The sequence below is a fragment of the Aeromonas sp. SER genome (genome assembly GCF_038739615.1).
Classification (GTDB): Bacteria; Pseudomonadota; Gammaproteobacteria; order Enterobacterales; family Aeromonadaceae; genus Aeromonas; species Aeromonas jandaei.
In genome coordinates, this window is the sequence record NZ_JBCGFC010000005.1 from 66,468 (window position 1) to 86,943 (window position 20,476).

General features: G+C 54.5%; 15 protein-coding genes. 10 read left to right on the forward strand and 5 right to left on the reverse strand.

Annotated features, from left to right (window positions below; all coding sequences use genetic code 11):
• Positions 1–7: 7 nt before the first annotated feature.
• Both AAHA41_RS09390 and AAHA41_RS09395 read right to left on the reverse strand, forming a co-directional pair.
• Positions 8–562, reverse strand: coding sequence for a cysteine hydrolase family protein (locus AAHA41_RS09390; protein ID WP_042030796.1), 555 nt, complete (start codon positions 560–562; stop codon positions 8–10).
• 25 nt (positions 563–587) lie between these two features.
• On the reverse strand, positions 588–1,556 hold the full coding sequence (locus AAHA41_RS09395; protein WP_323069043.1) for a ChaN family lipoprotein: 969 nt from the start codon (positions 1,554–1,556) through the stop codon (positions 588–590).
• Positions 1,557–1,737: 181 nt separating this feature from the next.
• Between AAHA41_RS09395 and AAHA41_RS09400 the strand changes: the two genes are divergently transcribed.
• From AAHA41_RS09400 to AAHA41_RS09440, 9 genes are all read left to right on the forward strand, one after another.
• Positions 1,738–3,843 (forward strand): TonB-dependent hemoglobin/transferrin/lactoferrin family receptor, encoded by a 2,106-nt coding sequence (locus AAHA41_RS09400; protein WP_323068996.1) that lies wholly within the window; start codon positions 1,738–1,740, stop codon positions 3,841–3,843.
• 213 nt (positions 3,844–4,056) lie between these two features.
• Positions 4,057–4,857, forward strand: coding sequence for a LuxR family transcriptional regulator (locus tag AAHA41_RS09405; RefSeq protein ID WP_323068994.1), 801 nt, complete (start codon positions 4,057–4,059; stop codon positions 4,855–4,857).
• 227 nt (positions 4,858–5,084) lie between these two features.
• The gene (gene hcp1, locus AAHA41_RS09410; RefSeq protein WP_010634242.1) at positions 5,085–5,603 is read left to right on the forward strand and encodes a type VI secretion system effector Hcp1; all 519 of its coding nucleotides are present in this window, start codon (positions 5,085–5,087) and stop codon (positions 5,601–5,603) included.
• A 333-nt stretch (positions 5,604–5,936) separates the two neighbouring features.
• On the forward strand, positions 5,937–8,018 hold the full coding sequence (gene tssI, locus AAHA41_RS09415) for a type VI secretion system tip protein TssI/VgrG (RefSeq protein WP_323071519.1): 2,082 nt from the start codon (positions 5,937–5,939) through the stop codon (positions 8,016–8,018).
• Positions 8,019–8,027: 9 nt separating this feature from the next.
• On the forward strand, positions 8,028–11,180 hold the full coding sequence (locus AAHA41_RS09420; protein WP_342697324.1) for a hypothetical protein: 3,153 nt from the start codon (positions 8,028–8,030) through the stop codon (positions 11,178–11,180).
• A 5-nt stretch (positions 11,181–11,185) separates the two neighbouring features.
• Complete coding sequence (locus AAHA41_RS09425; protein WP_342697325.1) at positions 11,186–11,722, forward strand: hypothetical protein; 537 nt, start codon at positions 11,186–11,188, stop codon at positions 11,720–11,722.
• Positions 11,715–12,128 carry a hypothetical protein gene (locus tag AAHA41_RS09430; protein ID WP_156034076.1) on the forward strand — a complete coding sequence of 138 codons (414 nt, stop codon included), beginning with the start codon at positions 11,715–11,717 and terminating at the stop codon, positions 12,126–12,128. Before AAHA41_RS09425 ends, AAHA41_RS09430 begins: the two co-directional genes overlap by 8 nt.
• Before the next feature lie 96 nt (positions 12,129–12,224).
• Entirely contained in the window at positions 12,225–13,025 is an 801-nt protein-coding gene (locus AAHA41_RS09435) for a lysozyme inhibitor LprI family protein (protein ID WP_323092144.1), read from the forward strand.
• A gap of 414 nt (positions 13,026–13,439) precedes the next feature.
• The gene (locus AAHA41_RS09440) at positions 13,440–14,585 is read left to right on the forward strand and encodes a 3-phenylpropionate MFS transporter (RefSeq protein ID WP_323071331.1); all 1,146 of its coding nucleotides are present in this window, start codon (positions 13,440–13,442) and stop codon (positions 14,583–14,585) included.
• A gap of 77 nt (positions 14,586–14,662) precedes the next feature.
• Here AAHA41_RS09440 and AAHA41_RS09445 read toward each other — a convergent pair whose 3' ends face one another.
• The 3 genes from AAHA41_RS09445 to AAHA41_RS09455 are packed head-to-tail and all read right to left on the reverse strand — an operon-like array spanning position 14,663 to position 16,652.
• Positions 14,663–15,880 carry a hypothetical protein gene (locus AAHA41_RS09445; protein ID WP_323071329.1) on the reverse strand — a complete coding sequence of 406 codons (1,218 nt, stop codon included), beginning with the start codon at positions 15,878–15,880 and terminating at the stop codon, positions 14,663–14,665.
• A 6-nt stretch (positions 15,881–15,886) separates the two neighbouring features.
• The gene (locus tag AAHA41_RS09450; protein ID WP_323071327.1) at positions 15,887–16,096 is read right to left on the reverse strand and encodes a helix-turn-helix transcriptional regulator; all 210 of its coding nucleotides are present in this window, start codon (positions 16,094–16,096) and stop codon (positions 15,887–15,889) included.
• A gap of 7 nt (positions 16,097–16,103) precedes the next feature.
• Positions 16,104–16,652, reverse strand: coding sequence for a DUF2975 domain-containing protein (locus AAHA41_RS09455; protein ID WP_323071325.1), 549 nt, complete (start codon positions 16,650–16,652; stop codon positions 16,104–16,106).
• A 217-nt stretch (positions 16,653–16,869) separates the two neighbouring features.
• Between AAHA41_RS09455 and AAHA41_RS09460 the strand changes: the two genes are divergently transcribed.
• A complete protein-coding gene (locus AAHA41_RS09460) occupies positions 16,870–20,343 on the forward strand; it encodes a NahK/ErcS family hybrid sensor histidine kinase/response regulator (RefSeq protein ID WP_323071323.1) in 3,474 nt (1,157 codons plus the stop codon).
• Positions 20,344–20,476: the final 133 nt, after the last annotated feature.

The following is a 20,476-nucleotide window of genomic DNA, read 5'->3' on the forward strand; positions in this document are numbered from 1 at the left end:
CGCCAGATTAACATGGCTGCCCAACGGGTGTTACTGCCAGCAGCTCGTCGGTGGTGAGCAGGGTCACACTGCGCCCATTCGGCAGGTCGAGATTGCGCCATATCCAGTTGTGATGCTCGATGATCTGGGGGGCGCCAAGGTGAGGGCGATTGGCGGTGGAGTGAGCATCGCTCAATACGAACACCTCGAAGCCATGAGAGGCTGCGCTGCGCACCGTGGTATCGACGCAGAAATCGGTGTTGCTGCCGCAGAGGATAAGCCTGTCGACCGGCTGTTCTGCCAGCAGAAACGCGAGCTCGGTGTCGAGGAAGCTGTCACATGCGCTCTTGCGTACCCGGCTATCGCTCTTGGCTGGCTGCAGCGCACTGTGCAACTGCCAACCCGGGGTGCCGGGTTCCAGTTCGCCACCCGGCAGATCATCATGCTGGATATAGATGACTCGCCCCTGTTGTTGCCTGACATGGGCCGCAGCCCGATTGATATTGGCCAGCACTTGCTGTTGCTGATGGTGGGTCTCTTTCATGACCCCTTGCTGCACATCGATGATCAGTAACACATCCATATTGTACCCGCCGTTTCCTTGATGATTAGGGTTGCAGCCACTGGCTGCAGTCACGGCTGCGGGATTGATGCAGCGCGCCCATATCTTGCTTCATCTCGGCACTGTTTTGCCAGCGTTCGGGGAGCGGCATCATTTTTACGGTTACATCGGCGGCTCGACCCGGGGCTGTCTCTTCGCCGGTTTGCGGGACTACCAATGCCACCTTGAGCGCCGGGTTGCGGCTGGCGATGCGGCTGGCAATCCCGAGCCCCCCCTCTACATGGAAATTACCGGCGATATGCATGATCTGCTGGCCCGGATGGCTGGCGAGGTAATCCACCATGCTCTCGGCCATGGTGTCGTCCCAGCTGGTCTGGGCGGCGAAACGGCGGGCGTTGCTGTCGGCATCGCCGTGGTGCATGGAGGCCATAAATTTCTGGCGATAGGGATCATCCCCCAGCGTCAGCTGGCGGGCCAGCTGGCTGCGACGTGAAGTGGGCAACTTGTCTAGCCAGGCGACGCCTTCCTGACCGATGCAGCTCACCAGCGGTTTGGGGGCATTGGCGGCGATCACCGGCATGTGGTGCGCCTTGGCGAACTCCACCAGCGGGCGATAGTCGCTCGGGTAGTTGGGCCAGGCATGCCCTTCGCGGATCAGCGCAGCTTCACCAATCTTGCCTGCCAGATAGGCATCAAGGGTCGCTTGATCGGCCCGGCTGAACTGCTCCATGGAGAGGGTCAGCCCCCGCCCGTTCTGCTCTGCTTGCTGATACAGGGCGCTCAGCAGTCGTGACTGCAACAGGTGAATGGCTGGGTGGGTGTGCAGTTCGCCCACCAGAATGATGTCGGCCTCCGCGAGACGGGCAGTGGCCTGATCCAGAGTCAGCGCTCCCTGCTGCGAATTACCCAGTTGATAGTCATAGAGGGTCGCCAGTGGGGGGGATACTGGTGGCTGGCTGGTGGCGCAGGCTGCCAGCAGCAGGGGCAAAGCAAGCAGAGGGAGTCGTTTCATCAGCAATCTCGCAGCATAGAGAGGCCCGAACAGGGGTTGTGTTACAGGCATAAAACAGGAAATGGCTGGCAGTGTAAAACTAACAACTCTCTTTTTAAATGATAATGATTCTTTTTTATTGATCTTTGGGGCGGGGTGGGTAAGATGCGGCCTGTTTGATAATAGTTCTCAATAAGGATTCGCTGTGACCCATCATAACGCACTCTCTCTGGTCGCGCTCGCCGTAGCGGCCGGTCTCTCCTCCCAGGTCTTTGCTGCCACCCAGAAGGCGGATGAAGTCGTGGTCGTCAGCGGCTCACGGATGGAGCAGAAACTGGAAGATGTCTCCGGCCCCATCTCGGTGATCACCGCCAAGCAGATCGAAGAGCAGGTGGTGACTGATGCCGCTGACCTGTTCCGCTATGAACCCGGTGTCGCCGTGCTGGGCGGGCAGGGAGATGCCCAGACCTTCATCATCCGCGGCATGGGGGAGAACCGGGTCAAGGTGGTGCGTGACGGTGTGCGCCAGAACGATGCCTACAGCAAGGGTGGAGTGGGTCAGAGCTACTTCGATACCGACATGATCAAGCAGGTGGAAGTGGCCAAGGGGCCTGCATCCGCGGCTTATGGCTCCGATGCGCTGGGTGGCGTTATTGCCATCACCACCAAGGATGCCAGCGACTTCCTCAAGGGCAAGGATAGCTATCTGGATGTGACCAGCGGTTACGCCTCCAGCAGTCACCAGAAGATGGCTGGTTTTACCGGCGCCCTGCGTACCGGTGACGTGGAGAACCTGCTGCGCTACACCTGGCGCGATGGTGGTGTCACCCAGAACTACGATTCAACCAAGACCGATTTCGATATCGGGACTCACGCCCTGCTGCTCAAGAGCAAGTGGAATCTCTCTGATGAGCAGTACCTCAAGCTGACCGTCGATTATCTGACCGATGGCGAGGAGCCGGACGCGGTCAAGCTCAACAAGGTCGGTACCGGCACTGCCCGCGTGTTCGAGCAGCCCATCACCGACAAGCAGACCGACAACCTGTCGCTGGTGCTGGATCACGGCATCGCGCTGAATCAGGGCTGGGCCGACCGTATGGATACCAAGGTCTACTTTGGACGGACCAAGCAGACGCTGGATCAGTACGCCTCATCCAAATATCCGGTTAACCCACGCAACCCCTATGTGACCAAAAACTCGCTGGATCACAACCTGTTCGATCAGAAGAACCTCGGCGCCCAGCTGCAGTTCCACAAGGCAGTGGCCAATCATCGTCTGGCCTGGGGGGCCGAGTATGAGCACACCGACAACGAACGTTCCCGCTACAAGGGGCCGACCAAACCGAACGATTTTGTCGGCTACAACGAGCTGAGCTTCCCGGCTACCACCAGCGAACGTGGCGCCCTGTGGGCCTTCGACGAGATGAAGTTTGGCGAGCGCTGGGTGCTGACGCCGGGCGCCCGTTATGACTACTACCGGATGACCCCGGACAATGATCCCGCCTACACCGGTGACCAGTTGCACAGGTTCTCCGAAGGGGAGATCTCGCCCAAGCTGGGGCTGGTATTCAAGGCGCATGAGGCGGCCAACCTGTTTGCCCAGTACAGCCACGGCTTCAAGGCGCCCATGTATGACAGCGCCTTCTCCACCCTGAACCATCAGGCTTACGGCTATCGCATCGAGCCGAACCCGAACCTCAATCCGGAGAGCAGCGACGGCATCGATCTCGGGGTGCGTGGCAGCCACAATGGCTTCAGCTACGAGGTGGCCAGTTTCTACAACAAGTTTGACGACTTCATAAGCCGCGTTGCTGTTGGTAAGGAAGGAGGCACCTCTGTTTATCAATATCAAAATTTGAGTAAGGTGACGACTAAGGGGATCGAGGCCAAGGCGGATTACTGGTTCAACGACATTGTCAATTTTTGGGGGAACTTGGCATATATCGATGGTAAAGATGGTAACGGTATTTATATCAATGAATTAAGCCCATTGAGTGGCAGTGTCGGTGTCCGTCTGGAGCAGGAGAAGTGGAACTTCAATACGGCGCTGCGCTTTGCCGACGATATGGGCAAGGTCGGCAAGGATGCGAACGGCAAGGAGTATGAGAAGGCGGCCGGTTGGGGCGTGGTGGATATGTATGCCCAATTCAACCCGATGCAGGATCTGCAGCTCAACGTCGGTCTCTTCAACCTGTTTGACAAGGAGTACACCAGCTACGAGCGCATCGCTGGCCGTGATGCGGGTTCTGATAACAGCCTGATGACCGAGCCGGGCCGTAACCTCAGCGCCCGAGTCAAGTACGTATTCTAAAAACGACAACACACGCAGTGAACCCGGACTTCAGTCCACTCCGAATCCCCGCCCTGACAGGCGGGGATTTTTTATGAGGCATCCGGAGATTGTGAGGCCTGTTCGTCATAGAGACCATAAAAGCAGCATTTTCTTTGCGTAAACAAGATATTGTGCTATTTGTTCCATGCTTAATAACATCTAGAACATTTTGGCAACGGGGAACATGCGCTTTTGACTTCTACATCCCCCCACACTTTCGAGACGACCAACGCACTTGAGCTGATCACCCGGTTCAATGACGCATCCAATGAACAGACAATACTCGCTCTGCTACGCCAGATCTGCGAGCTGATGGGATTTGACTACTTTCGCTTGGGATTTATCTCGCCCAGCTCCATTCAGCGGCCGGATGTGCGGATCTTCAATGGCTGCCCGAGCGACTGGGTTGAACTTTATGAAGAACGCGGTTTTTTCGCTGTGGATCCTGTCGTGCGCAAAGGAATGGCTCAAAGCACGCCAATTCTTTGGGCCAACCTCATCACCGAATGTTGTGACCAGCAAGACAGCGCCGGGCTGGAAGTGATGCTGCTGGCTCAGGAGGCTGGCTTGCGCGATGGCATAACCATTCCATGGCATGGTTCTAAAGGTCATGTGGGAGTGTTATCCCTCATTACCAGTACGCCCCGCACCGAACATCAATGGTTGACTGCTATTCCGTTTCTGAGCTGGCTGGCGACCCATATCTTTGAAGCCGTGGCCAGGGTCTGCATTGCAGCCATGCCTCCTCGGGAGATGTTGACTACTCGCGAACTGGAGGTGTGCCAATGGGCTGCAGAGGGCAAACAGGTCAGCGATATTGCCCAGATCCTCGATATCAAACCCAGAACCGTGACCTTCCATCTGGAGAGAATTGCGGAGAAGCTGGGGGCAAGCAGCAAAAATCAGGCGATTTCCTGGGCCCTCAAGCAGGGGGTGGTCAAGCTCAATATTGATGCCGCGCAGGTCGAGAATGTGCTCGATAGCAGTGAGTAGTTCTGTTTTAAGCAATCAATTGCTCACCTATCAGATTAAATAGCTGCCAGTGCGAACTGTGCCGGTCAAAATGTTTGCCTGCGCAATTTATTGCATGGTTACGTTGTGTGGTTTCTGGTGGAAATGCTTAAGGTGTTGATTTTTAAAAGATAAAAAAATGGCATGGTCGCTGCTAATAGTCTGGTCGAGTGCTATCTCATTTAACCAATCTATTTAGGAGCATACACATGCCAACTCCATGTTATATCAGCATCGAAGGTAAAACCCAGGGCAATATCACCGCCGGTGCCTTCACCTCCGATTCCGTCGGCAACATCTTCGTACAAGGTCACGAAGACGAGATGCTGGTACAAGAGTTCCAGCACGTTGTGACTGTCCCGACTGACCCGCAATCCGGTCAGCCGGCTGGTCAGCGTGTCCACAAGCCGTTCAAGTTCACCGTTGCCCTGAACAAAGCCGTGCCGCTGATGTACAACGCGCTGGCTTCCGGTGAAATGCTGCCGAAAGTGACCCTGAAGTGGTACCGCACCTCCGTTGAAGGCAAGCAGGAGCACTTCTTCTCCACCGTGCTGACCGATGCCACCATCGTTGACATCGACTGCCAGATGCCGCATTGCCAGGATCCGGCGAAGTCTGACTTCACCCAGCTTATCCAGGTCTCCATGGCTTACCGCAAGATTGACTGGGAACACACCGTTGCCGGTACTTCCGGTGCGGACGACTGGCGTGCGCCCATCGAGGCCTAATCCTCGTTTTGTTACTTTGGTATTCCTTGCAAGTAGTTATGTGTCTTATGGGCCGGTTGCCAAACCGGCCCTCTTAGCCCGTATTTCTCCGGCCCGCTCAGGTAGCCGGAGCTTTTCTGTTTTGCCATCCCTCTGCTGTGCATTCGATTGATGCGGGGGGATGGCAAAGCACTAAAGGGGGTCCTGTGATGCAGACCCAATCCGCCCGTAACCCGTGTTCGCCGCTATCTTGGTTGCCCGTTGTGGCACCGGAGAGGGCGGTAGCGTGGTTTGGCGGTTGGAGTTTTGAAGAGGGGCGCAGACATCGCGTGGCCGTGACAAGAGGGGAGAGCCATGGCTAATCAAACCGGATTGCAATTTACCGTCAAGGTGGGGGCGCTGCCCGAGAGCACCTTCGTGGTGGCGAGTTTCCAGCTGGACGAGGGGCTGAACCGGCCGTTCAACCTGCGCCTTGAGCTGGCCAGCAGCCAGCCCGATGTCGACTTTGGCGCCGTGCTGGACCAGCCGTGCGAGCTGATGGTGTGGTACAACGGCGAGCTGCAGCGCAGGGTGTGCGGGGTAGTGAGCGAGTTTGCCCAAGGGGACAGCGGCTTTCGCCGTACCCGTTACCGCATTGAGGTGAAACCCTCTTTATGGCGACTGGGGCTGCGCCAGAACTCCCGCATCTTTCAGGCCCAGAAGCCCGATGAAATCCTCAGCATCCTGCTGCAAGAACACGGCATCACCGACTACGCCTTTGCGCTCAAGAATGAACATGCCCAGCGCGAATACTGCGTCCAGTATCGGGAGACCGACCTCGATTTCGTGAACCGCCTGGCAGCCGAAGAGGGCTTGTTCTACTTCCACGAATTTGAAGCAGGCAAACACCGCATTGTGTTTGCCGACGATGCGGCAGCCCTGACCGCTGGCCCCGAGCTCTTCTTCAACCTCGGCAACCGTTCGCTGGAACAAGGCCCCTATGTGCGCCAGTTCTACTACCGCGAGGCGGTGCGCCCCTCGGATGTGGAGCTCAAGGACTACAGCTTCAAGACCCCGGCCTATGGCCTCTCCCACAAAAAGCAGGGCGCAGAGCTCGACCATCAACGGGATACCTACCAGCACTTCGACTACCCGGGCCGCTACAAGCAGGACGGCAGCGGCAAGGCCTTTGCCCAGCACCGGCTCGATGCCCTGCGCAACGACGCAGTCAGCGGCAGTGGCAAATCCAACTGCGCGGCGCTGCTGCCGGGCCAGCACTTTTCATTGACCGAACACCCCAACGGCAGCCTCAACACCGACTGGCAAATCGTCCATATCCGCCACACCGGTGAGCAACCGCAAGCGCTTGAGGAAGAAGGCGGCAGCGGCCCGACCGTCTACCACAACGAATTTGGTGTGGTGAAAGCGAGTACCACTTGGCGCGCCCGCATCGGCAGCCCCGAGGCGCCCTACAAGCCGATGGTGGATGGCCCGCAAATCGCCATCGTAGTCGGCCCCGATGGGGAAGAGATTTACTGCGACGAGCACGGCCGGGTGAAGCTGCAATTCCCGTGGGACAGATATGGCAGTTCCAACGACCAGAGCTCCTGCTGGGTGCGAGTGAGCCAGGGCTGGGCTGGCGGTCAGTACGGCATGATGGCCATCCCGCGTATCGGCCACGAGGTCATCGTCTCGTTTCTGGAAGGAGACCCCGACCAGCCCATCGTGACCGGCCGCACCTACCACGCCACCAACCGGCCACCATATGAGCTACCCGCCAACAAGACGCGCACCGTGCTGCGCACCGAAACTCACAAGGGCGAGGGCTTTAACGAGCTGCGCTTTGAAGACCAGGCGGGACAGGAAGAGATTTACATTCATGGTCAGAAAGACCTGAATGTGCTTATCGAAAACGATGCGGCATGGCACATCAAGCACGATGAGCACCGTGATATCGACAACGAGCGGGTGACCCGTATCAGAAAGGTGCCGGGCAAGGATGGCGCTCCGCCAAGTCTCGGCAATGACCACCTGACAGTCGCAGGCGAAAAACGCGACCACATCAAGGCGGACTATTCACTGAGGGTGGATACCTCCCTGCACCAGAAACTGGGCCAATCCCTCTTGGTGGAAGCGGGTGAAGAGGTGCATATCAAGGTGGGTGACAAGTTGGTGCTGGAGGCGGGCTCCGAGATCACCCTCAAGGGGGGAGGCAGCTTTGTCAAAGTTGACCCGAGTGGCATCAAGCTGGTCGGCCCCGCCATCAAACTCAATGCCGGCGGCAGCCCGGGAGCAGGCTCTGGTTGGGCTGGTCAGGCTCCCATTACTCCCAAAGGGGTTGAGGTGGTCAAAGCCCCAGAACTGGTTGAACTGGTCCAGGCCATTCCTACCGAGAAGGCGATGGAGGCGCTCTTGAAAGACGAGAAGCCCGCTGCGTTCTACCTCTTTTCTGAATAAGGAGAAAGCATGAAGTTTGCATTTCCCATCCTCACTGCCAAAGGTGAAGAATTCAAGGATGTCAAAGCGCTGACTGCACTTATTAATGGCGAAAAATCCGGTCATTATCTCCTTGGCAATCACAACAAATGGCATGGTGGTATTCATATCAGCGACCAGAGCGCCCCCTGGTGCAAGGATAAATATCCTGTCCGAGCCATTGCTGACGGCAAAGTCGTGGCTTTTCGGATGATGAAGGATTATCTGACCTCTGAATTTCAGGGAGAGTCACTGCGTTATTCCAACTGCTTCTGCCTAGTCCAACACGAATATTGTGAAATCAATGCAGAAACAAAAGCTAAAAACGAGTTCACCTTTTATTCGCTCTATATGCACCTGTTGCCTTGGGATAAGTACCAAAGTACCGAGAAGCTGGTGTTGAAAAAGGGTTGGAATGCTCGCAATTCTGTCCCCCATAGGAATCCCAATGCAGAGCAGCAGCGTGCCGATGCTGCCTTGCCCCGTTTCACTTTGCCTAAGGATACCGAACTGGAGATGGATAGCAGCATTCCCCCCAAAAAGGGGAGTGTTGGGGGCAAGGAGTATGATTTCATCAAGGTAAAGATCAAGAGCAAGCTATCCAATGCCCAGATAAAAGAGGCTGAAAAGGCTGGCGTATTAGTCAGTGAAGGGAGTTCAGTCTGGATCGCCAATAGCCCGGATGCCGTGACCTTTATCAAGCCCAATGTGCCAACCTGGCTATTTGACCAAATAGAAGCTGAGCTGCTGACTAATATGATTGGCCGTTCGGATCCTGTTCTCAATGGGCCTACAGGTCGTCTAATGGCGGGAGACAAAAGTGTTTCTCTGCCTGCCGGCACCAAGTTGCAGTATGATGCCCACCAACTCGAATTTCATTGGATTGGTGACAAGGCTCGCAAGATGGCCAGATGTGAATATGTGACACCAAGTGCAGGTGGTGCTGCTGGTAGTTGTGGCATGGCTTGGGTGTGCGTCGAAGATGAATTTATCAAGGTCAATACCCGTACACCCTCCCATCTTGGCGAATTATATGTGTTGCCATCTCCCGTGCCGATCGCGGCGGGTGAGACCATTGGCTACCTCGGTCTGGTTGAAACGCCAAACTCCCTGATTGGGGGCAAGCAAAGCAAGCATCAGGTACATCTTGAGGTGTTCACCCAGGATCCCCGTCTGGACGATGTTCTAGCCAACAAGGCGGGAACGAAAGGTGGCGCTACCTATGCCAAAGTGCCTGCCGATTTGATCCTTCATGAGAAGAAGAGTGAGGGGGGTAAATCCAAGTGGGTAGCAACCAAGGACAAAAGTCAGGAAGTGCTGGTTGAATCACCCACGCAGGAAAAGGATGCAGCAAAGCAGGAGTGGGTCCGCGTTTCAGCAGATAAATATGTCAAGAAAGAGCAAGTTGAGTTATTGAGTCAACATGACTGGCTGAAGATCGGTTTTAAAAAGGTCGATGGTTCAGCATCCGATGGTTATCTTGATCCCGATGCGCCACCCACCTTCTTTACCGAATTAGTAAAGAGTTTCGATACCGACAAAAATGGTGAACTGAGTAGTAAAGAGATACAGACCGCTCTACAAAATAGCGGTAATGCTGGGCAACTTCAAAAGTTAATTGTCAAGCATCCCAGTGAGTGGTATGAAAAATCATCATCCAGTAGTTATCTATGGCTAGATAAACTTATGACCAAGATTGGCCTTCCTGATTTTGATTTATTGGTTGACCATGAGAAACAGCGTATCGACAAGTTGGAGTGGATGCAAAGTGCCACAAAGTTAAAGTTTAATAGGATGATTTGGCATTTTAATCCATTGTCCGTATTGATTAATATAACAGTTGGCTCATGTTATAAACTGCTTTGGGGGCAGAAAGTAACAGCTTCATTAGGAGGCAAAAAAGCTTGTGAGTTCAGACGCAAAACTGTGGATATCTGTGCTGAACTATGGGGTGAAAATAAAAAAATTGAATATGCAAATGTTTTAATGGCTTGTATGGCTGTTGAAACATCAAGGATATTCACATCGTCGGTTATTCTTCTTAAGCCACTTAGAGATACTAATGGTGAATATATATATAATCAAAAGGGTAAAGTTAAGAAAACATATCAGGCCATATCTAAACAAGATATTGCAAATGATGTAAGTATTGCTAAGAGGAACCCAGTTGGCTTAATTCAGTTTACTGGCCCTGCGGTCCAACAAATTAATAATGTTCATGGCACAAACATAACCAAGCAAGATTTGGCATTAATGGATGAGCTGGAGCAGCTGGACTATGTAAAAAAATACTTTACATCAAGGAAAGACCTTATAAATAAATTCAAGGGGCCAGAAGATATATATCTTTTTATTTTCTGCCCGGAAGGTGTTGGAAAGGATGATGACTATGTTCTTTACAGTAAACAAGATGATCATGACTATGGGGTAGATTATTATACTAATAATAGTAGCTTAGATTCAAACCTTCATGGTAATGAAGGTAACAATGATCAGAAAATACAAAAAAAAGAGCTGTTATCAAGATTGAGGAAATTAATGGCGGAGGGGGAAGAATACATCAACGAGTGTTGTTGTGATTTCTCAAAAGAAGAACCGTCTCATTTAGAATTGAGTGGTGAAAAATGGGTAAACCGTTACCCAACAAGCAAGAATATAGATGACCTTGAACTTGGGTTTTCTAATAATGTAAGAAAATTTATATCTGCGATAGAGTCTGCCGGTGGACAGGTTAGAATTTCTGCAACTTATAGGCCTGTTGAACGAGCTTATTTGATGCACTATTGTTGGCGAATTGCTAAAGAAGGGCTTGCACCGGAAAAAGTACCAAAAATGAAAGGCGTTGACATTGACTGGGAGCACAAGAGTAAAAATGGTGTCCCAGATAAGCAAGCCGCAATTATGGCGGCTAAAAAAATGGTATCAGGATACAACATAATATATAAACCATCTTTAACCTCTCGACATACAGAGAAAAAAGCCATAGACATGACAATCACAGGAGTTAGAGGGCTATTCATAAAAATGAATGATGGGAAATTTATTGAGATAAAAAGTAGTGATGACTTGTACCGCGTTGGTGCCAGTTACAGAGTCTTTAAGTTAGTAAGTGATCCTCCACATTGGTCCGTTGATGGGAGATAAAACATTTGAAATATTTATTGTTTTTTTTAATAAACGCCATCGCTTGGGGGAGTTATGCTTCTGACTCTTATCAACCAGGTATATTTTTAACGAACTCTAATGGGAAATATGACTTTATTGTAAGCGGAGGTATTAGTAGTAGAGGGGTGCTGGTGGTTGCTGATGAATGTGAAGGTTCTAAATGTTATAAAAAAGTAGAATCATCGTATATGTTTAATAAAGGTGAGGATTTAAATGCCAGCGATGAGATTAACTTAAATAAAGTTTACAGGTATGAAGTCTCAGGCATAAAAATTAAAAATTCAATTACAATTGCATATTATTTTCCAAATGAAAAAACTCTCTCGAAAACAAGTTTAATAAAAGATAGGGGGGGGGACATTATTAAGGTTGATGGGAGTGTAAGCAAAGGGTTCGTTTGTAAGTCTGAAGAGGGGGTTCATTTGTACACACTCTCTAAAAATAGGAATGTTAATAATCATATGTACTATTCATTGGGATATAGTGTTAAACCAGATTGTGATAGGTTCATGCATGAATAATATTTTTCCAAAAAAAGTAATGGTTTTGATTTTTATATTGTTTTGTTTTTTTTCGGTCAAGGCATACTCAATTGTATTGAATGCTAAATTAATCCTAAATCAAAAGCAAGAAGAGTTAATTGATGGTGGTGCTGCTAGCCAGACGTATATATTTAATATCAATGGCGACAAAGCTTTTTTAAAAATAAAATCATGGCATTCCATGTATTCTTGTGATGGTAATTATATTGTCACAAATAAAGATGATATTGTATATCTCTCATGGAATACATCAGCCAATGGAAAAGAATATTTTTGTGAATATCCATCCCCACAGTTTAAAATAAAGATGAAGAGCAATGGGTTTTATTTAAATAGTCAGTTGCTAAATGATAAGAGCAAATGGTATCTAATGACTGAAAAGTAAATTTTAGTTTTTAGTGATTTTGTTTATGGTGAATATATGTATCAATATATACTGTGTTCTTATATATTGAGCATAATGTTGATAGTTGAGTGAGATATGAATATAAAATTACTTTTTATTGTGTCTTCATTGGTATTGTCTAGTGCTGTCAACGCTGGTATTTTTGACTCGAAAGAGGAAAAACAGCCTTTCAAATGTGGTCGTGAGGATGCGGTAAACGCATTAACAGAGGCTCTGCGTGATAATGCCTTGTCGAGGATGTCAGTATCACCAGAAAAACTCGATTTCTTTCAAAGTCAAGTCGAAAAAATTCCCGTTAGCATCTCTGATGTTTCGACTACAAGTGATTCATCACAAGAGTTACGATGTGTAGCGACTGTATCAATGACTGTTCCTGTTGAAGTCAGGGAGTTAGCACAGAAAGCCCCGGACGTGTTCTCTGAGTTTATTAGAGAAAGTCATGGGTTGTATAAAAATGGCAATGTTACGTGGAATGGTGTTTCTTATAAAGCAAGGCTGGCCGATAATGAAAAAGACATTTCTGTCGCTTTAGGGGAGACTTATTATGCCCCAATGTCATTAGCCAAGGCTTCATACTTGGCGATCACTAAAGATGATATTGTTAAACGAAATGACCCATCTCGAGTTGCCATCGCCAAGCAGGCTTATGAAGCTGAAGATGCCCGCTTGAATAAAATCTGGAAAGCTATTCCAGCATCTTTTAGAGCATCGATGAAAAATGAACAGATTTCTTGGGTATGGCAGAAGGAGAATGATTGCGGTAATATTGAATCTGTAAATAATCCGAACTTGTCAATATCTGGTAAAGTGGAACTGTATGAGTGCCAAACCGAGATGACCAAGGCTAGGATAAAATATTTGAGTGGCCAGAAATAAGTTCCTCTATTTATGCATTACTAAAGTTTTTGGCACTATATAGTGAGTTGATATTACCTGACACCGGCTTAACGCCGGTGTTTTTTTATCGCTACAACTAGTTTTGGTGCAGGATAGCTCGAAGATGTGCTGTATCCAGATGATTTTTCGTTGTGAAGATGGATTTAAGTTTGAATGCGTTCTGCAGATCCAGGTAATGAAAAAAGTGATTAGGGGACAAAAAAGAAACCCGCCATGGGCGGGTGGAAGGATTGCAACACTAACCAGGAGGAGGTGTTACCAAGTAGACCCTGCTTCTTCGGTAATAGTTCAATTTTATTGAAGTTTTTTCGTTTTCTTCGCGGGGTTTCCATCGGGATCTGTGGGGGCGGATGAGTTATCATTCTGCTCCCGTCATCCGGTTGCAGAGGATCTATGCCCGCGTTCTCCTGGTTAGCGCTCTTTTTCGGCGCCTTCTATTTTGTCTACGGCGCTTACTTGCCGTTCTGGTCGCTCTGGCTGGAGGAGGTGGGCGTCAGCGCCGAGATGATAGGTCTTTTGCTGGGAGCGGGGATGGCGATCCGCTTTGCCGGCAACCTGATGGTGATGGGACAGATCAAGGGGGCGGGCCATCTGCTGCCGGTTACTCGATTGCTCAGCCTGCTCAGCCTGCTCGCCTTCCTTGGTTTCTATCTCAGCCATCACCTCTGGTGGCTGGTTGGTCTCACCCTGATTGCCAACTTTATCTACCCGACCCTGATGCCGGTGGGTGAGGCGCTGGCAACCCGCATGGTGGTGCAGGCGCATATCGACTACGGCAAGGTGCGGCTGTGCGGTTCGTTTGCCTTTATCGTTGCCTCGACTTTGGTGGGGGCGCTGGTGGGCAACTTCGGCAGCGACTGGATTTTGCACACCATGGTGGCGGGGCTGGTGCTGATGCTGCTGCTCAGCTGGCTGCCACTTAGTCCCGCGCCACAGGATGTGCAGGGGGAGCGCGCCAAGGCATCCCTGCTGGCGACCCTGCGCAGCGCGCCGGTGCGCCGCTTCCTGTTGCTGACAGCGCTGCTGCAGGGAAGCCACGCCGCCTACTACGGTTTCAGTGCCATCTACTGGAAGGCGCAAGGGTATAGCGGCACCATCATCGGTTACCTATGGGCGATCGGGGTGGTGGCCGAGATCTGTATGTTCGCCGCCGACAAGCGCTTCCTGCAGCGCTTCGGGGCGCAGAGCCTCTTTATCGCTGGAGCCATCGGTTGCGTGGTGCGCTGGGTATTGCTGGGGGCTTCGACCGAGCTGTGGGTGTTGGTGCTGGGGCAGCTGCTCCACGCAGTCACTTTCGGGGTGAGCCATCTCGGGGCCGTGCGCTTCATGACCCGTCAGCTACCGGCTGAGCAGTTGATCCCGACCCAGTCCCTCTACGCCGCGCTGGGTCTTGGCATGACAGTGGCGGCTCTGATGGCACTCTGCGGTGTGCTGTTCGAGCCACTTGGCGGTGGCATCTTCTTCCTGATGGTGCTGGTGGTCTTGCCGGTGTTCTTCCTGCGGCTGCGCCCCTTTGCGCAGGAGAGTGCTCCATCCTGATATCTGTCTATCTGAACCATCACCTGGAAAAAGGGAGAGCCGTGGCTCTCCCTTTTTCGTTGCTGCGGTTTGCGGTGTTACTGTGGCTCGCCAAGATAGTGGCGACTGAGGCGGCGCCAGGTATCTGAGCCGATGGTGCCGGCAAGCAGTTCATTGGAGGCGGCATCAAAGCGACCATCCGGTAGCCAGCCCAGTTGGGGCAGCAGTCGGGCCAGCGTCACGTCATTGTGTTGCAGCTCCCGCTCCAGAGCCTCCCAGAAGGCGCTCCCCTTGACGTAAAAGAGCGGGTAGTAGGAGCGATCGCCAGCCATCACTTCGCGGGCCGCCCGATAGAGGCCGCTCTCGTTATGAGGTAGTTGTTTGCCCCGTTCGGCCAGTTCGTTGATTGCCGAGACCTGATGTAATCGAAAGCGGCGCAATGCCTTGATGGCGAGGTACTCGGCGAGGCTCTCTTCAACCCAGGTGGGCTGTGACGTCGAGCTGTGGGCGTTGAGAATGTGCACTGCCTCGTGGGCCGAGGTGCGCAGCAGGCGCAAGGGGGCCTGTGGCGTTGGTTTGCCCGCATCGGTGGGGTAGTTGGCGACAAACACCTGATCCCCGGCGGAGCCGCCAAGGGAGCGGGTCGCCACATCTCGCCCGAGCCACACCAGTTGCCATGGATGAGTGGGCGGGGCCACATCGAGCTGAAAGGCCAGATAGTCGATGATCTCATTCAGTTGTTGCTGCAAGGCCGGCAGATCGAGCTGGTTGGCAATCTCGTCATGGCTCAGCACCAGCCGCGGATCCGGTTTGGTGACGGGCACAGTTTGCAGACCAAATGGCAAGATCAGCGGTGGCTGGTTGACATCCGGTAACGGTTGGCAGCTGCCATGCGGCAGACAAACCTTCCCTTGGCGGCTCCCCTGCTGGCGCACAAAGTTACCCCACTCGGTCAATAGCCACTGGTCGGGGGCAAACAGCAGTGACTGTTGGGCCGAGGCATCCGCTCCCAGCGCAGGCGCCAGTGTGAGAGTGATCTGCCAGCCAACCTCTTTGCAGGAGAAGGGCTGGTTGAGGGCAACCGGCTGGTTGTCTGCAAGGCAGACCAGCGCGGGGGAAGCCGGCGTGGCACTGCCCGGCAACTGACGGGCGGGGAGCAGGGTAAAGGGAGGCTCGCCCTGCATGGTGAGGCGCACTTGCAGCACATTGGCGCTGGCGCCCTGCTCGACAAGGTAGCGGGGGCCGCTCCCGTTATCGCTGGCGCAGGCCCACAGCGGCAGCAGCCACAGGGCAAACAGGGTGATATGACGACTCATAAGGGGTTAGCTCTCCTGCTCGTAGCCCAGCAGATCGCCGGGTTGGCACTGGAGTTCACGGCAGATGGCCTCCAGAGTGGAAAAGCGCACCGCCTTGGCGTGGCCATTCTTGAGGATCGAGAGGTTGGCTTCGGTGATGTCGATGCGCTGGGCCAGTTCGCGAGCGGTCATTTTGCGCTCGGCCAGCAGGGCATCGAGCCGGATGATGATGGGCATGGGATCCTCACACCGTCAGTTGCTGTTCATCGGCCAGCAGTTTGGCCTCGCGCATGACCAGTGCCAGCGCCAGCACGATGAGTCCCGCCAGCAGTACCCGAAAATCGGAGGTACTCAGCGCTATGGTACCTAGTACTTCCGGACCTTTCATGGTGAGCACCGTATCCAGCAGGGGCAGGTGGATCAACTCGACCAGGAAGGTTGCACAGAGCAGCAGCCCGATCTGCCGGTAGCGGCGGATCTGCTCGAAGGTGAAGAGCAGGCCATGGCGGTAGCCACGAAACAGCTGGCGCAATTGCCAGAGCATCATCATGAAGACCAGATCCGGCAACAGTTGTACCAGAGTGCCGAGCAGCCGGGTGGAGAGGTGCAGTGGATAGTCTGCCGGGTTGATGCCGGGACGGCTCAGAATGGTGTTGAGCTTCTCCTGCAGCAAATCGGCGCCACCGAAGGGGGTCCACACCTCCAGCAAGGTGATCAAAGGGGTCGCCAGCAGAGCCAGTAGCAGCAGCCATTCGATCAGCATGCTCGAGCGTTCGAGTTTGTTGGATATCATCTCATTCCTCGCCGTGATGGGTGTTGTCTGAAAGGTAAAGTTTATCGTTTATCAATATTCATAGCGACAATGTTTATTGTTTTGCGATATACAGTCAAGGCAAAACTTATTGAAAAACGATAATTTCAATCTGTCTGAAGGTGATGACTTTTAGCGGCCACCTCTCTAGACTGGCCGAACCTGCATACAAATTCTCAACATGGACAAGGGGTTGCAGATGCACCAGGGATGGTTGCTGATCGGATTGTCGCTCTCCTATCTGGGGCTGCTGTTTCTGATCGCCTTCGTGGCGGACAAGCACAAGCGGCATCGCATGAAGGGGCAGCCGCTGCTCTACAGCCTGTCGCTGGCGGTCTACTGCACCTCCTGGACCTTCTTCGGCACCGTGGGGCAGGCGAGTGAATCACCCTGGTCGCCGGTGCCCATCTATCTCGGCCCCATGCTGGTCTTTCTGTTTGGCTGGCGGCTGCTGGCGCGCCTCATTCTGGTGGCCAAGCGGGAACACATCACCTCCATCGCCGACTTCATCGCCGCCCGTTACGGCAAGTCCCAGCGTCTCGCCATGCTCATCGCCCTTATCGCCATCATGGGGATCCTTCCTTACTTGGTGCTGCAGCTCAAAGCGATCGTGACCGGGCTCGATCTGCTGATGGTCAACAGCGCCGGGACGGGGCACGCCAGCGCCATATCGGGCAATACCGCCGAACTGGCGCTCGGGGTCGCCATGCTGCTGGCGCTGTTCAGCATCCTGTTTGGCACCCGCCATCTCGATGCCACCGAGCACCACAGGGGGATGGTGGTAGCCATCGCCTTCGAGTCGGTGGTGAAGCTGCTCGCCTTTATCTCGGTGGGGGGCTTTGCCCTCTGGCTCATTCTGAGTAAGCCGAGCCCGGCACGCAGCGAGGTGGCGGGACACTTCTTCGATGCTGTGATGGCGGTGACGCCCGGCAGTCTGCTGGAGCTGGCTATCTACACGGTACTGGCGATGTGCGCGGTCATCTGCCTGCCGCGTCAGTTCCATGTGACTGTGGTGGAGAACAATCAGGGGCAGGATCTGCACTGGGCGCGCTGGATCTTCCCGCTCTACCTGTTCGTGATGGGGCTCTTTATCTGGCCGCTGGCGCTGGCGGGGAAGCAGTGGGTGGGGGCTGACATGGCCTCCGACACCTATGTGATCAGTCTGCCGATGGCCCTTGGTTTTGACGGAGTCGCCATGCTCGCCTTCCTTGGTGGTACCTCGGCAGCGACCGGCATGGTAATCGTCTGCACCATCGCGCTGGCCATCATGGTGAGCAACGATCTGGTGCTGCCGGTGCTGCTGCGCCGTTTCTGGCAGCAGGGGCGCGATGAACGGCTGGTGCGGTTGCTGCTGCAGGTGCGCCGCGGCGCCATCCTGTTGATCCTGCTGGCGGCCTGGTTGCTCTACCTCTGGCTTGGCGATCTCACCAGCTTGTCGCGCATCGGTTACCTCTCCTTTGGCGCAGTGGCCCAGTTTGCGCCGGCCCTGCTGCTCGGTCTCTATTGGCGGCACGGCAATCGTAAGGGGGTTTATCTCGGTCTGATCCTCGGTGTGAGCCTCTGGTTCATCACCCTGCTGGCGGAGAGCGGTCTGCTGGCCGGCTCACCGCTGGAGGCGTTGCTGGCGCCGCCCGACTGGCCCGCTTTTCGCGATCTCAGCCTCGGGGCCTGGTGCATCTTCCTGAGCCTGCTGTTCAACCTGCTTGGCTATGTGGCTGGCTCGCTGCTCTCCCGTCCGGCGGTGAGCGAGCGGTTGCAGGCGGCCAACTTCGTCGGCAAGCCGAGTCGCGATACCACGGCGCTCTATCAGGCGCGGGTCTCGGTGAAGGAGCTGGAGATGCTGGCCGCCCGCTTCGTCGGGTCGAGCCGGGTCAAGCGTGCCTTTGGCCGCTTTGCCGGTGAGCATGGCGGTACGCTGGCGCCGCAGATGCAGGCGTCGGCCGAGCTGATTGCTCACACCGAGCGGCTGCTGGCCGGGGTGTTTGGCACTTCGTCGGCGCGGCTGGTGCTCGCCTCTGCCCTGCAGGGGCGCAACATGCAGCTCGAGGAGATCGCCACCATAGTGGACGAGGCTTCCGACGTATTCCGCTTCAACCGCGGTTTGCTGCAAGGGGCGATCGAGCATATCGGGCAGGGGATCTCGGTGGTGGACAGGGAGCTCAAGCTGGTGGCGTGGAACCGGCGCTACATCGAGCTGTTCCACTATCCGCCCGGGCTTATCCAGGCGGGGCGCCCCATCGACGAGATCATCCGCTACAACGCACTGCAGGGGCTGTGCGGCCCCGGCGATATCGAGGAGCATGTGGCGCGCCGGGTCGCGTTTATGAAACGGGGCAGTGCCCATATCTCGGCGCGGGAGCGCCCCGATGGCCGGGTGATCGAGATGCAGGGCAATCCCATGCCGGCCGGTGGTTTCGTCATGACCTTTACCGATATCACCCCGTTTCGTGATGCCGAACGGGTGCTGCGCGAAGCCAACGAACATCTGGAGGCGCGGGTCGCCGAGCGTACCCGCGAGCTCTCCGAACTCAACCGCCAGCTGCTGCTGGTCAACCAGCAGGTGGAGCGGGCCAATCATTCCAAGAGCCGTTTTCTGGCGGCGGTCAGCCACGATCTTACCCAGCCCCTCAACGCGGCCAAGCTGTTTACCTCCTCCCTGCTGGAGATGTTGCCGGCCGAAGAGGAGCCTGCCCGCATCGCCCGTCATATCGATGATGCGCTGGGGGCGACCGAGGATCTCATCAGCGATCTGCTTGATATCTCGCGCCTTGAGGCGGGCAAGTTCAAAGCCAAGAAACTCGACTTCGCCCTGCACGATCTGTTCGACAACCTGAAGGCGGAGTTCGGGGTGCTGGCGCAGGCGGGGGGGATCCACTTCTCGGTGGTGGAGAGCAAGCTGGCGGTGCACAGCGATGTGCGCCTGCTGCGCCGGGTGCTGCAGAACTTTCTCACCAACGCGTTTCGCTACAACCCGGGCGGCCGGGTGCTGCTTGGCTGCCGCAGGCTGGGGAGCAAGATCCGCATCGAAGTGTGGGACAACGGCCCCGGCATTCCGCAAGACAAGCAGGAGGCGATCTTCGACGAGTTCTCCCGTCTCGATCACTCCCGTACCGCCAGGGAGCAGGGGCTGGGTCTGGGGCTTGCCATTGCCCGCGGCATCTCGCTGGTGCTGGGCCATCAGCTCACATTGCAGAGCTGGCCGGGCAAGGGATCGGTCTTTGCGGTGACCCTCAATCTGGCCACCCGGCCGGTGGCTGCCCATCCGGTCGCCGCGCCTGCTCTGCGTGACAGCCAGCTGGAGGGGGTCAGGGTGCTCTGCATCGACAACGAGCGCGATATTCTGGCGGCGATGAGTTCGCTGCTTGGCCGCTGGGGCTGCGAGGTGCGCTGCGCCGTCGATCTGGCCGAAGCCGAGGCGTTGGTGGCAGACAGATTTTTGCCGAGACTGGTGCTCTCGGACTATCACCTCGACGACGGCAAGACCGGGTTGGAGGCCATTGCCGCGCTGCAGCAGGCTTGTGGTGACGAGCTGGGGGGGATCATCATCAGCGCTGATCGCAAGAGCGAGTTGCAGGCGCAGATCCGCGAGCGGGGATACGGCTACATCAGCAAGCCGGTCAAACCGCTTAAACTGCGCGCCCTAATGAACAGCTTGTTGTTGCCGGTGCAGTGAGCCAGCTCACAAAATTAATCAAATGATGGAGGGATGGGAGTGGCGCGAAAGGGGGAAGGATAGAGGCTGATGTCGGAATAATCCTCACCATATCGAGCCAGTTCCCCTGAAACGAGTCCCATCACCTGTCATT

Bases quoted from the DNA above. Each gene is read 5' to 3' on its own strand.
- tssI (WP_323071519.1), top strand. From the start codon at position 5,937: ATGGCTAATCAAACCGGATTGCAATTTACCGTCAAGGTGGGGGCGCTG.
- AAHA41_RS09455 (WP_323071325.1), bottom strand. From the start codon at position 16,652: ATGATATCCAACAAACTCGAACGCTCGAGCATGCTGATCGAATGGCTG.
- hcp1 (WP_010634242.1), top strand. From the start codon at position 5,085: ATGCCAACTCCATGTTATATCAGCATCGAAGGTAAAACCCAGGGCAAT.
- AAHA41_RS09390 (WP_042030796.1), bottom strand. From the start codon at position 562: ATGGATGTGTTACTGATCATCGATGTGCAGCAAGGGGTCATGAAAGAG.
- AAHA41_RS09420 (WP_342697324.1), top strand. From the start codon at position 8,028: ATGAAGTTTGCATTTCCCATCCTCACTGCCAAAGGTGAAGAATTCAAG.
- AAHA41_RS09460 (WP_323071323.1), top strand. From the start codon at position 16,870: ATGCACCAGGGATGGTTGCTGATCGGATTGTCGCTCTCCTATCTGGGG.
- AAHA41_RS09430 (WP_156034076.1), top strand. From the start codon at position 11,715: ATGAATAATATTTTTCCAAAAAAAGTAATGGTTTTGATTTTTATATTG.
- AAHA41_RS09435 (WP_323092144.1), top strand. From the start codon at position 12,225: ATGAATATAAAATTACTTTTTATTGTGTCTTCATTGGTATTGTCTAGT.
- AAHA41_RS09440 (WP_323071331.1), top strand. From the start codon at position 13,440: ATGCCCGCGTTCTCCTGGTTAGCGCTCTTTTTCGGCGCCTTCTATTTT.
- AAHA41_RS09450 (WP_323071327.1), bottom strand. From the start codon at position 16,096: ATGCCCATCATCATCCGGCTCGATGCCCTGCTGGCCGAGCGCAAAATG.
- AAHA41_RS09445 (WP_323071329.1), bottom strand. From the start codon at position 15,880: ATGAGTCGTCATATCACCCTGTTTGCCCTGTGGCTGCTGCCGCTGTGG.